The organism is Enterobacter sp. RHBSTW-01064 (genome assembly GCF_014103035.1).
GTDB classification, from domain to species: Bacteria; Pseudomonadota; Gammaproteobacteria; order Enterobacterales; family Enterobacteriaceae; genus Enterobacter; species Enterobacter mori.
In genome coordinates, this window is record NZ_JABXOU010000005.1 from 22,079 (window position 1) to 34,593 (window position 12,515).

The 12,515-nt window shown below is 54.7% G+C and carries 12 protein-coding genes; 1 reads left to right on the forward strand and 11 read right to left on the reverse strand.

All coding sequences use genetic code 11. The features are described 5' to 3' along the window. Nucleotides 1-15: 15 nt before the first annotated feature. The 11 genes from ybeD to leuS form a co-directional block, all read right to left on the reverse strand. Complete coding sequence (gene ybeD / locus HV355_RS15490; RefSeq protein WP_006177135.1) at nt 16-279, reverse strand: DUF493 family protein YbeD; 264 nt, start codon at nt 277-279, stop codon at nt 16-18. 106 nt (nt 280-385) lie between these two features. Continuing rightward, nucleotides 386-1,597, reverse strand: coding sequence for a D-alanyl-D-alanine carboxypeptidase DacA (gene dacA, locus HV355_RS15495; protein ID WP_042715190.1), 1,212 nt, complete (start codon nt 1,595-1,597; stop codon nt 386-388). 139 nt (nt 1,598-1,736) lie between these two features. Further along, nucleotides 1,737-2,840 (reverse strand): endolytic peptidoglycan transglycosylase RlpA, encoded by a 1,104-nt coding sequence (gene rlpA / locus HV355_RS15500; RefSeq protein WP_182402558.1) that lies wholly within the window; start codon nt 2,838-2,840, stop codon nt 1,737-1,739. 16 nt (nt 2,841-2,856) lie between these two features. Further along, a complete protein-coding gene (gene mrdB / locus HV355_RS15505; protein ID WP_042715186.1) occupies nt 2,857-3,969 on the reverse strand; it encodes a peptidoglycan glycosyltransferase MrdB in 1,113 nt (370 codons plus the stop codon). A gap of 2 nt (nt 3,970-3,971) precedes the next feature. After that, nucleotides 3,972-5,873, reverse strand: a complete 1,902-nt coding sequence (mrdA, locus tag HV355_RS15510) for a peptidoglycan DD-transpeptidase MrdA (RefSeq protein WP_089598886.1) — start codon at nt 5,871-5,873, stop codon at nt 3,972-3,974. 28 nt (nt 5,874-5,901) lie between these two features. Then, a complete protein-coding gene (gene rlmH, locus HV355_RS15515; protein WP_003858701.1) occupies nt 5,902-6,369 on the reverse strand; it encodes a 23S rRNA (pseudouridine(1915)-N(3))-methyltransferase RlmH in 468 nt (155 codons plus the stop codon). 3 nt (nt 6,370-6,372) lie between these two features. Beyond that, nucleotides 6,373-6,690: a ribosome silencing factor gene (rsfS, locus tag HV355_RS15520; protein ID WP_003858696.1), complete on the reverse strand. Its 318-nt coding sequence runs from the start codon at nt 6,688-6,690 to the stop codon at nt 6,373-6,375. A 268-nt stretch (nt 6,691-6,958) separates the two neighbouring features. Next, nucleotides 6,959-7,624 (reverse strand): nicotinate-nucleotide adenylyltransferase, encoded by a 666-nt coding sequence (gene nadD, locus HV355_RS15525; RefSeq protein ID WP_089598887.1) that lies wholly within the window; start codon nt 7,622-7,624, stop codon nt 6,959-6,961. Next, nucleotides 7,617-8,648: a DNA polymerase III subunit delta gene (holA, locus tag HV355_RS15530; protein WP_120159142.1), complete on the reverse strand. Its 1,032-nt coding sequence runs from the start codon at nt 8,646-8,648 to the stop codon at nt 7,617-7,619. The genes nadD and holA overlap by 8 nt, the downstream gene beginning before the upstream one ends. Next, the gene (gene lptE, locus HV355_RS15535) at nt 8,648-9,217 is read right to left on the reverse strand and encodes an LPS assembly lipoprotein LptE (protein ID WP_041951371.1); all 570 of its coding nucleotides are present in this window, start codon (nt 9,215-9,217) and stop codon (nt 8,648-8,650) included. The genes holA and lptE overlap by 1 nt, the downstream gene beginning before the upstream one ends. A 14-nt stretch (nt 9,218-9,231) precedes the next feature. Beyond that, on the reverse strand, nt 9,232-11,814 hold the full coding sequence (gene leuS / locus HV355_RS15540; protein WP_182402560.1) for a leucine--tRNA ligase: 2,583 nt from the start codon (nt 11,812-11,814) through the stop codon (nt 9,232-9,234). 215 nt (nt 11,815-12,029) lie between these two features. Between leuS and HV355_RS15545 the strand changes: the two genes are divergently transcribed. Then, nucleotides 12,030-12,512, forward strand: a complete 483-nt coding sequence (locus HV355_RS15545) for a zinc ribbon-containing protein (protein WP_089599024.1) — start codon at nt 12,030-12,032, stop codon at nt 12,510-12,512. Nucleotides 12,513-12,515: the final 3 nt, after the last annotated feature.

Genomic DNA, 12,515 nt, shown 5'->3' on the forward strand with positions numbered 1-12,515 from the left:
GTAACCCCAGAGGGACTACAGCACCATACGAACGATTTCGATATTGCCGAGTTCTTCGTACAGCGTCTCAACCTGCTCAATGTGTGTCGCAGTGATGGTAATAGAAACCGAGTGGTAGTTGCCCTTGCTGCTTGGTTTTACTGACGGAGAGTAGTCACCCGGCGCATGGCGCTGTACCACTTCAACCACCTGATCAACCAGCTCAGGCTTCGCCAGACCCATTACTTTGTAAGTAAATGAGGTAGGGAATTCAAGCAGTTCGTTAAGTTTGGTTTTCATGTCAGCTCCGGCGTAACGTCAAAAAATAATAACTCCCACATCGGGTGGGAGTTATCAGGATACTTAGTATATGGGGATCAAAATCACACTTTCAAGTGTTCATTTTTTAGCCAAACCAGTGGTGGAACATCAATTTAATGTAATCAATGATTTTGCTGAAGAAATTGCCTTCAGGAATTTCATCCAGCACCACGAGCGGACGCTGATCGATGGTTTTGCCGTCAAGCTGGAAGTTGATGGTGCCCACAACCTGGTTCTTCTGCAGCGGGGCGTGCAGTTCGGTGGTGTTGAGCACGTAGCTCGCTTTCAAGTCTTTCATGCGGCCACGAGGAATGGTCAGATACAGATCTTTATCCACACCCAGGGAAGCACGGTCATTATCACCGAACCAGACTGGCTCTGAGGCGAACTCTTTACCCGCTTTCAGCGGATTGACGGTTTCGAAGAAACGGAAGCCCCAGGTCAGCAGTTTTTTGCTTTCGGTTTCACGGCCTTTGAAGGTGCGACCGCCCATCACGGCGGAAATCAGGCGCATCTGGCCTTCAGTCGCAGAGGCCACCAGGTTGTAACCCGCTTTATCGGTATGGCCAGTCTTGATGCCGTCAACGTTCAGGCTGTTATCCCACAGCAGGCCGTTACGGTTGGTCTGACGGATGCCGTTGAAGGTGAACTCTTTTTCTTTATAGATGGTGTATTCGTTCGGGACATCACGGATCAGCGCCTGGCCAATCAGGGCCATGTCACGTGCGGAGCTGTACTGACCGTCTGCGTCCAGGCCGTGTACGGTCTGGAAGTGACTGTTTTTCAGACCCAGTGCGGAAACATAGCTGTTCATCAGGCCAACAAACGCGTCCTGGCTACCTGCTGCGAAATCTGCCATGGCGACGCAGGCGTCGTTACCAGACTGCAGGTTGATACCGCGGATCAGCTGGGAGACGGGAACCTGCATGCCAGGTTTCAGGAACATCAACGATGATCCTTTGAACACCGGGTTACCGGTCGCCCAGGCATCGTTACCGATGGTGACCAGGTCGGTTTCTTTGAATTTACCTGCCTTCATGGCCTGGCCGATAACGTAGCTGGTCATCATTTTAGTCAGGCTGGCCGGATCGCGACGGGCATCGGCATTCTGTTCTGCCAGAACTTTGCCAGAGTTGTAATCGATCAGGATGTAGGATTCCGCGTCGATTTGCGGAACGCCAGGGATCATGGTCTTGATGTTCAGGTCATCCGCGTGAGCTGCAGAGAGAGCAGCTGCGCAAAGGGCCGCGGTCAGCGCCATGCGCTGCACAAAACGAGCAGAAAAAGTGGTCTTCATGGTCAGAACTACGACATCCGTGATGGAATTAAAAAAAGTGCCTTACTATAGCAAATGCTATACAGGCAGGCATCCGACTTTCATCATGAGATTGTGAATGTGTTTTACACAAATTGACATTTCGGATACCGCCGATTCATTACTTCGCAACAGTGATAAATGACTGGAGCTGCGCTTCACTTTGCAAACGCTGTTGCAGGGAAGCTGCCTGAGATTTGCTGGCAAACGGCCCCATCTGAATACGCCAGACCGCGCCGTTTTGCTCAACGCGGCCCGGGACATCAAACTGCTGGGTTAAGCGCTGCTGATACTGTTGCGCACGTGCCCGATCGCTGACGGCGCCGACCTGAACCACGTAACTGCCGCTTGCGGCCGCAGGGGCGGGAGTACTTTGCGTGGTCGCTGGTGCGGTCACGGGAGCAGGTTGCGTGACTGGGGCTGCGACAACCGGGGCTGGCGTGGGTTCACTGCCTTCAAGGACGCCAGAGGATAAAGTTGTCGGCGCACCGAGGAAACCGCTGCTTTTCACCGGGGCACCGGTACTGTCATCGCTTTGTAACGTATCGTTACTGATGGCGCGGACTTCGCCCTGTGGTTGAGCTGGCTCTGTAGGGGTAGACGCGCCTCCCATTCCGCCACTCAGGTCAGGGCGAGCCGGCAGGGCATAGGTTTGTTTCGCGACAGTCGTACAGGCGGTGCCTGGACCTGAAAGGGTACCATCCTGCGCGACGATAATCGGATCGATACGCACTTTGGTGTTGTTCGAGGTGTTCAGACGGTCAGCCGCTGCGCGGGACAGCGAGATGACGCGGTCATTCCCGTACGGGCCACGATCGTTGATACGCACGACGATCATACGGCCGTTCGCGAGGTTGGTGACGCGAGCATAGCTTGGGATCGGCAGCGTAGGATGCGCCGCCGTGATTTGCATCGGATCGAAGGTTTCGCCTGATGCGGTCAGGTTACTGCCCGGCTCGGCATCATAAATGGCGGCAAAGCCAGCCTGGCTGAAACGGGAAGGATCCTGAACAATTTTGAAGCTTTTGCCGTCGCGCTGATAATCCTGATTCGCCGTTGCGTTCAGCGGTTCATAGATCGGATCGGCACCGCTAATTTCGACAATCGGGCCGTTACAGACCGCAGGCTGCGGCGGCGCGACGGTTGCCTGTTGCTGACCATCATCACTTGTGCAGGCTGCAAGTAAACTTGCTGCGATGCAGATCCCCAGCCACTGCTTACGCATTGCGATCCCCTTATTTTTATACGCTTTTGGACAACATTTTTCTGTGGGTATGGATCGACATGACGATACCAAACCCGGCCATCAACACGATCAGTGCCGAGCCCCCGTAACTCACCAGCGGCAGCGGTACGCCTACAACTGGCAGAATACCACTCACCATACCAATATTTACGAAGACATAAACGAATAAAATCAACATCAATCCGCCTGCCATCACGCGACCAAAGGTGGTTTGCGCTCGTGCGGCAATCCACAGACCTCGCATGATCAGCAGCACGTAGAGCGCCAGCAGAATTAAGATGCCAACCAGCCCTAACTCTTCCGCCAGTACGGCAAAGATAAAGTCGGTGTGGCGTTCCGGTAAGAACTCCAGCTGCGACTGTGTACCGTGCAGCCAGCCTTTCCCGCGCAGGCCACCGGAGCCAATCGCAATCTTCGACTGAATAATATGATAGCCCGCACCCAGCGGATCGGTTTCCGGATCGAGGAGCATCATCACGCGCTGGCGCTGGTAATCATGCATCAGGAAGAACCAGAGGATGGGGATAAAGGCGGCAACCAGCACCACCGCGATACCGATCAGACGCCAGCTCAGGCCTGACAGGAACAGGACAAACAGGCCGGACAGTGCGATAAGAATCGAGGTGCCGAGGTCAGGCTGTGCTGCAACCAGCAAGGTCGGCAGGAAAATCAGCACCAGCGCGATCGCGGTATTTTTTAGCGAAGGCGGGCAGACGTCGCGGTTAATAAAGCGCGCGACCATCAGCGGTACGGCAATTTTCGCGATTTCCGACGGCTGGAAGCGGACGATCCCCAGATCCAGCCAGCGCTGTGCGCCCTTGGATATCGCACCAAAGGCATCAACCGCAACAAGCAGGATGATACAGAAAATATAGAGGTAGGGCGCCCAGCCTTCGTACACGCGGGGTGGGATCTGCGCCATCACCACCATGATGACCAGGCCCATCGCGATTTGGCCGATTTTGCGCTCCATCATGCCGATGTCCTGACCGCTGGCGCTCCAGATAACCAGGGCGCTGTATACCAGCAAAGCCAGCAGAATCAATAGCATGGCAGGGTCAATGTGGATCTTGTCCCACAGCGATTTTTTATTCGGATTATCCGTCATGATTATTGGTCCTCCGCCGCAGCGGCTGCCGGATTTTCTGCCGGCAGTTCGGTGTTGTTATCACCCAGCATAATGTGGTCGAGGATTTGACGCATGATGGTACCTACAGCCGGACCTGCACCGCCGTTTTCGAGAATCATCGCCACTGCAACCTGCGGGTTATCATAAGGGGCAAACGCCGTCATGAGCTTGTGATCACGCAGACGTTCAGCAATTTTGTGCGCGTTATAGGTTTCGTTTGCCTTCAGGCCGAAGACCTGCGCGGTACCCGATTTAGCGGCCACTTTGTAGGGTGCGCCAGCGAAGTATTTATGCGCCGTCCCGTTTGGACGGTTTGCCACGCCGTACATACCGTCTTTGGCGATTTCCCAGAAGCCGGAATGGATGTCTCCCACCGGTGCTTCATGCGGCTGGATCCACGGGACTTTCTTGCCATTCTCAACCGTACTTTGCAGCAGATGAGGAACCTTCACTACGCCGTCGTTAATGAGGATCATCATCGCTTTGTTCATCTGCAACGGGGTGGCTGTCCAGTAACCCTGGCCGATCCCGACCGGAATGGTATCGCCCTGATACCACGGCTTCTTAAAGCGCTTCAGCTTCCATTCGCGGGTGGGCATATTGCCAGAACGTTCTTCCGCAAGATCGATACCGGTGTAGTGTCCGTAGCCGAATTTACTCATCCACGTCGACAGACGATCAATACCCATGTCATAGGCGACCTGGTAGAAGAAGGTATCCGCAGACTCTTCCAGTGATTTGGTCACGTTCAGATGACCGTGACCCCATTTCTTCCAGTCGCGGTAACGTTTTTCAGAGCCTGGTAGCTGCCACCAGCCGGGGTCAAACAGGCTGGTATTGCGATTGATCACGCCCGCACTCAGTGCAGAAACCGCAACGTAAGGTTTTACCGTTGACGCAGGCGGGTAAACACCCTGTGTCGCACGGTTCACCAGCGGGGTGTTCGGATCGTTAAGCAGACCGGAATAATCTTTGCTGGAGATACCGTCCACGAAGAGGTTAGGGTCGTAGCTCGGCATGGAGACCATGGCCAGAATTCCACCGGTGCGCGGGTCGGTGACGATAACGGCGGCACGGCTGCCTGCCAGCAGGGTTTCGATATACTGCTGCAGCTTAAGGTCGAGTGTCAGATACACATCATGGCCCGCCTGCGGCGGCACCTCTTTCAGCTGGCGGATTACGCGGCCACGGTTGTTAACTTCAACCTCTTCATAACCGGTTTCGCCGTGCAGCACATCTTCATAATAACGCTCAATCCCCAGCTTACCGATATCATGCGTTGCGGCGTAGTTGGCCAGCTTGCCGTCTTTATCAAGGCGGTCAACGTCTTTATCGTTAATCTTGGAAACGTAGCCAATCACGTGCGTCAGCGCAGAGCCGTAAGGATAGAAGCGGCGCTTATAGCCTTTCACTTCCACGCCGGGGAATCGATACTGGTTCACGGCAAAACGGGCCACCTGCACTTCTGTCAGGTTGGTTTTGACCGGAATAGACGTGAAGCGATGAGAACGGGAACGCTCTTTTTTAAAGGCGGCGATATCGTCATCGTTGAGATCGACCACGCTTCTCAGCGCGTTCAGCGTATCCTGCACGTTGTCGACCTTTTCCGGCATCATCTCGATTTGGTAGATGGTGCGGTTTAAGGCCAGCGGCGTGCCGTTACGGTCGTAGATAATGCCGCGGCTTGGCGCGATCGGTACCAGCTTGATGCGGTTCTCGTTTGAACGCGTCTGGTAGTCGGTAAAGCGGACAATTTGCAGATTATAGAGGTTGGCGATCAGCACGCCGGTCAGCAGCAAAATCCCCGTAAAGGCGACCAGTGCCCGGCGCACAAACAGCGCGGACTCAGCCGTATAGTCGCGAAAAGAATTCTGTAGTTTCATCCGCTGCTTAATCTACCCTGGTCAGTCATTACTCGCGGTGGTAGGGGTGGTTGGTAGTAATGCTCCACGCGCGGTACAGGCTTTCTGCCACCAGCACCCTAACAAGCGGGTGGGGGAGCGTCAGCGCGGAGAGAGACCAACTTTGTTCTGCTGCCGCTTTGCAGGCGGGGGACAACCCTTCAGGTCCGCCAATCAACAGACTGACATCACGACCGTCCTGCTTCCAGCGCTCCAGTTCGTGCGCCAGCTGCGGCGTATCCCAGGGTTTACCTGGAATATCGAGGGTAACGATGCGGTTTTTGCCTGCGGCAGCCAGCATCAGTTCGCCCTCTTTATCGAGAATACGTTTGATATCCGCGTTCTTGCCGCGCTTACCGGCAGGAATTTCCACCAGTTCGAACGGCATATCTTTTGGAAAACGACGCAGATACTCAGTAAAACCGGTTTGTACCCAGTCCGGCATTTTGGTGCCGACAGCGACCAGCTGCAACTTCACGCATTAACCCCAGAGTTTTTCCAGCTCATACAGGCGACGACTCTCTTCCTGCATGACATGGACAATCACATCGCCGAGATCGACAACCACCCAGTCGGCGGTCGCTTCACCTTCAACGCCAAGCGGTAACAGCCCTGCTGCACGAGATTCCTGAACGACGTGATCGGCAATCGAAACCACATGGCGAGTAGATGTACCGGTGCAGATAATCATGCAGTCGGTGATGCTGGATTTACCTTTAACGTCGATAGCGATGATGTCCTGACCTTTCAGGTCATCAATTTTGTCGATAACAAAATCCTGGAGTGCTTTACCCTGCAAGTTTTCCCCCTGGGTGAATGAGATTATGTAACTATAAATTCGTAGCCAGACAGTATACCTGAACTGACGCCAGTATCGGGACAAATGTCACCGGCCGGGCTTTTGAAGGCGGGTATCATCCCACCCTCCGCCGGAGATTGCATCGCCATTTTTGTAAAACAATTTCTGTAAAGCAATGATCGGCGGGAAAGTCTGGCAGCGGAGGATAACAGTATGGCTTACCCTGTCAAGGCAGGATAATCAATCAGCCGCTTTTTCTTGCCTCAGGCTATGCGTCTGCGCTTTTCTGATACAACCCGTGCTGATTGATATACGCCAGCACTGACGAAGGCAGCATATCGTCACAGGCTAAACCCTGCTGCAGGCGCTCGCGAATGAGCGTCGCAGAAATATCAAACCACGGTGTTTCTGCCAGATAAATTTTCCCGGCTGGCTGATTATGCAGATCTTCCACGTTGTCGGTGAGATGAGCTTCAAGCCATTGCTGGTACTGTGGTTCGCGCATGGTCAGCGGATACCCGGGGCGACGGCACACGAGAAGGTGGCTGTTCTCCAGTATGGTTTCATACTGATGCCAGGTAGGAAAGTTGAGCAGGGAATCCTGACCGATAATAAAGGCCAGCGGTTTATCCGGCCCTTGTTCAGCTCGCCACTCCTGCAGCGTCTGGGACGTCCAGGACGGGGTGTTGCGACGTAACTCCCGTTCGTCAAGACGGAAAAGGGGTTTATCCGCAATCGCCAGCGCGAGCATCTCTTTTCGCTGTTCGCTGGTGGCCTCTGGTTGAGGACGGTGCGGCGGAACGTTATTGGGCATAATGATTACGCGCTGCAGGCCGATCAGATTCGCCAGAATTTCAACCGGCTTAAGATGCCCGTAATGCACCGGGTCGAAGGTTCCGCCGTACAGCGCTTGTAGAGAATGCATGCTATCCATCGATAAATACGTCTGCCAGCGCCTTGTGGCAGAGCAGCAGTGAAAGGCTTTCCAGCTCCGACCAGACCGACTGACCGTAATCTTGTTTCAACGTGAGCTCGGCGCGCATCAAAAGCTGTACAGCCTGGCGCAGCTGTTCATGACTCAGGCGGTTGATGGCCTCGGTGGTCATCGCCCTGCGGTTTTGCCATACACGGTGTTTATCAAACAGTGAACGCAATGGCGTATGGGCAGACTGACGCTTGAGCGTATTCAGTAACAACAGCTCCCGCTGGAGCGTACGCAGCAAAATGACAGGTTCACTGCCTTCAAGGCGCAGCTGCTGCAAAATGTGTAGCGCGCGTTTGCTCTTTGCTGACAGCAGCGCGTCAACCCAGTGAAACGGCGTAAAGTGGGCGGCATCGTTTACCGCCTGCTCAACACGCGGTAACGTCAGTTTACCGTCAGGCCAAAGCAGAGAAAGCCTGTCGAGTGCCTGCGCCAGCGCCAGCAGGTTACCTTCATAGCAGTAGCAAAGCAGCTGGTTCGCCGCCTCGTCCAACTGAAGATTGTGCTGTTTTGCTCGCGCGGCTACCCATTTAGGCAGATGTGCCTGTTCAGGTGTCTGGCAGGTGACCTGCACAGCGTTGGTCGCAAGTTGAGTAAACCACGCTGCGTTTTCCTGCGCCTTGGTGAGCTTGTTGCCGCGCACAATCAGCAGCAGATCGCTGTGTAACAGGCTGACCAGGGTGGCGAGTTGCTCATTTATGGCCGCGTTAGGGCCATTTTCCGGCAGCAGGATCTGGATTGTCTGGCGCGATGCAAACAGGCTCATTGCCTGGCAAAGTGAAAAGACGGCGTTCCAGTCGGTGTTATTGTCCAGTTGGACGGTGTGGTGTTCATCAAAGCCCTGAGCGACCGCCGCATGACGAACGGCATCCAGACTTTCCTGAAGTAATAGAGGATCGTTTCCGAGCAGCAGATACGCCGCGCGCAGCCCTTCATTGAGCTGCGCGCGGAGTTGTTCAGGATACAACCTGATCATCAGTTACCCATCGACGTTGACATGGTCGGCGCGTTAGCGTCCGGTGTGTCGATAATGTCAGAGCCTTGTTTCGTCGACGCAGCAATGCTTGGCAGTTTACGGATCAGCTGTTCCGCTGCCTTATCATACATTTCGTTGATGATAATCTGCTGCTCGGCATCTTTTGCCAGCGCCGTTTGCGGGTTATCGAAGAACGAACGGTAGACTTTAGTACTGATTGGATAAATATCTTTACCCGGGATCAATACGGCCGCTTTCACGTTAAGCACCATCTGATATTCCGCAGTACGGCCATCCTGGAAGATGGACGCGGTATCTTTAGACAACGTCGAAGTCAGGATGCGGAATGACGGAACATCCTGGCGCAGAGTGCCTTTCTCAATCAACTCAACATCGTTCAAACGGAGCTGGTTACGAACAGCCCGACTGAGTGGGCCATTTGGATCCGAAGAGTCGAAGATCAACGTTTTCATCTGAGGCGGCACTGCCGTGGTATTGCGCAGATGCCACCCGCAACCTGCGGTGACAAGCACCGCCAGGGATAAGAGTATTGTTGCCAGTTGTCGCACGTTTCCTCCCGCGCTTAGCCAACGACCAGATTAAGCAGTTTACCTGGTACGTAGATCACTTTACGTACGGTAACGCCCTCAAGATATTTTGCAACCAGCGGTTCCTGACCTGCGCGTTCGCGAACCTGCTCTTCGGTTGCATCAACAGCCACGGTGATTTTACCGCGCACTTTGCCGTTGACCTGCACCACAACCAGGGTGGTGTTTTCCACCATCGCTGATTCGTCTGCCACTGGCCACGGCGCGTTGTCGATATCGCCTTCGCCTTTCAGCTCCTGCCACAGGGTGAAGCTGGCGTGTGGTGTGAACGGGTTAAGCATGCGAACAACGGCCAGCAGCGCTTCACGCATGATGGCACGATCCTGCTCGCCATCCTGCGGGGCTTTCGCCAGCTTATTCATCAGTTCCATAATAGCCGCAATTGCGGTATTGAAGGTCTGACGACGACCAATATCATCGGTTACTTTCGCAATGGTTTTATGAACATCGCGACGCAGCGCCTGCTGATCTTCAGTCAGTGCCGCAGCGTTCAGTGCTGGCGCATCACCCTGTGAGGTGTGCTCGTAAACCAGTTTCCAGACGCGTTTCAGGAAGCGGTTAGCGCCTTCAACGCCGGATTCCTGCCATTCGAGGGTCATGTCGGCCGGTGAGGCAAACATCATGAACAGACGTACGGTGTCAGCGCCGTAACGCTCAACCATGACCTGCGGGTCGATACCGTTGTTTTTGGACTTGGACATCTTGCTCATGCCGGTGTAAACCAGTTCATGACCTTCAGCGTCTTTCGCCTTCACGATACGGCCTTTTTCGTCGCGCTCAACGATCGCATCAACCGGAGAAACCCAGTTACGTTCGCCGTTCGCGCCCACGTAATAGAACGCATCTGCCAGCACCATGCCCTGACACAGCAGCTGTTTCGCGGGCTCGTCAGAGTTAACCATGCCCGCATCGCGCATCAGCTTATGGAAGAAGCGGAAGTAGAGCAGGTGCATGATGGCGTGTTCGATACCACCGATGTAGATGTCTACCGGCAGCCAGTAGTTTGCCGCATCGGAATCCAGCATACCGTCCTGATACTGCGGGCAGGTGTAGCGCGCGTAGTACCAGGAGGATTCCATAAAGGTATCGAAGGTGTCGGTTTCACGCAGCGCAGGCTGACCGTTGACGGTGGTTTTTGCCCACTCAGGATCGGCTTTGATCGGGCTGGTGATGCCGTCCATGACCACGTCTTCCGGCAGGATCACCGGCAGCTGATCTTCAGGCGTTGGCATGACGGTGCCGTCTTCCAGCGTCACCATTGGAATTGGCGCACCCCAGTAACGCTGACGGGAAACCCCCCAGTCGCGCAGACGGAAGTTCACTTTACGCTCGCCTACGCCCAGCGAAGCCAGCTTGTCGGCAATGGCGTTGAAGCCGTCTTCAAAGCTCAGGCCGCTGAATTCGCCGGAGTTGAACAGGGTGCCTTTTTCGGTCAGCGCTTGCTCGGACAGGTCGGGTTCAGAACCATCGGCGGCCAGAATAACGGCTTTAATCGGCAAGCTGTATTTGGTAGCAAACTCGTAGTCGCGCTGATCGTGGCCCGGTACAGCCATTACCGCGCCAGTGCCGTATTCCATCAGAACGAAGTTAGCTGCCCACACTGGAATGGCTTCGCCCGTCAGTGGATGTTTGGCATAGAAGCCCGTTGCAACGCCTTTTTTCTCCATCGTCGCCATGTCGGCTTCGGCCACTTTGGTGTTGCGGCATTCGTCGATGAAGCGAGCCAGTTCCGGATTGTTCTCTGCCGCTTTCTGCGCCAGCGGGTGACCTGCGGCTACGGCCAGGTAGGTCGCGCCCATGAAGGTATCCGGACGGGTGGTATAGACGGTCAGGGTCTGGTCGTAGTTCTCAACGTTGAAGGTAATCTCCACGCCTTCAGAACGGCCGATCCAGTTGCGCTGCATGGTCTTGACGGTATCTGGCCAGTGATCCAGTTTATCCAGATCGTTCAGCAGTTCGTCGGCGTAAGCGGTGATTTTGATAAACCACTGTGGGATCTCTTTACGCTCAACTTTAGTGTCACAGCGCCAGCAGCAGCCGTCGATAACCTGTTCGTTCGCCAGAACGGTCTGGTCATTCGGACACCAGTTAACGGCGGAGGTCTTCTTATACACCAGGCCTTTTTTGTACAGCTCGGTGAAGAACTTCTGCTCCCAACGGTAATATTCCGGGGTGCAGGTTGCCAGCTCGCGGCTCCAGTCATAGCCAAAGCCCAGCATTTTGAGCTGGTTTTTCATGTATGCGATGTTGTCGTACGTCCACGGCGCCGGTGCGGTGTTGTTTTTAACCGCCGCGCCTTCAGCAGGCAGACCGAATGCATCCCAGCCGATAGGCTGAAGAACGTTTTTGCCCAGCATACGCTGGTAGCGCGCAATCACGTCACCGATGGTGTAGTTACGCACGTGGCCCATGTGTAGTCGACCAGAAGGATAGGGAAGCATCGACAGGCAGTAATACTTCTCTTTGCTCTCGTCTTCGGTTACTTCAAAGGTGCGCTTCTCGTCCCAGTGTTGCTGGACTTTTGATTCTATCTCTTCCGGGCGGTATTGCTCTTGCATGGCAGCCAGTGGTCCTGTTTTCAATACAGCTACTAAATGTAGCCAATGGATGTGGTATCTCAGATCCGCATAGCATAGCCCAAACGCCCGCGTCAAAACAGCCTTTCGCACAAATGCACTTTGCAGGAATTTACCGGGTCTGTGCTTCACCTGTCAAAGCGGCGGCGAAATAAGGTCTATTATTAGAAATAGTTACTTACCCGGGAGGCAAAATGATGAACAAGGTTGCTCAATTTTACCGCGAACTGGTAGCGACACTGACGGAACGGCTGCGCAACGGCGAGCGCGATATCGACGCGCTGGTCGAACAGGCTCGCTCCCGGGTGGCGCAAACGGGTGAGTTAACGCGAACCGAAGTGGAAGAGGTGACGCGCGCCGTGCGCCGTGATCTGGAGGAGTTCGCGCGCAGTTACGAGGAGAGCCAGGACGAGGTCGCGGACAGCGTCTTTATGCGGGTGATTAAAGAGAGTCTGTGGCAGGAGCTGGCGGATATCACCGACAAAACGCAGCTGGAGTGGCGCGAGGTGTTTCAGGATTTGAACCACCACGGCGTCTACCAGAGCGGTGAAGTGGTGGGGCTGGGGAACCTGGTCTGCGAGAAGTGTCATCACCATATTGCGGTGTACACGCCGGACGTGCTGCCGCTGTGTCCGAAGTGCGGGCACGATCAGTTCCAGCGTCGGCCGTTTGAGCCCTAGGTA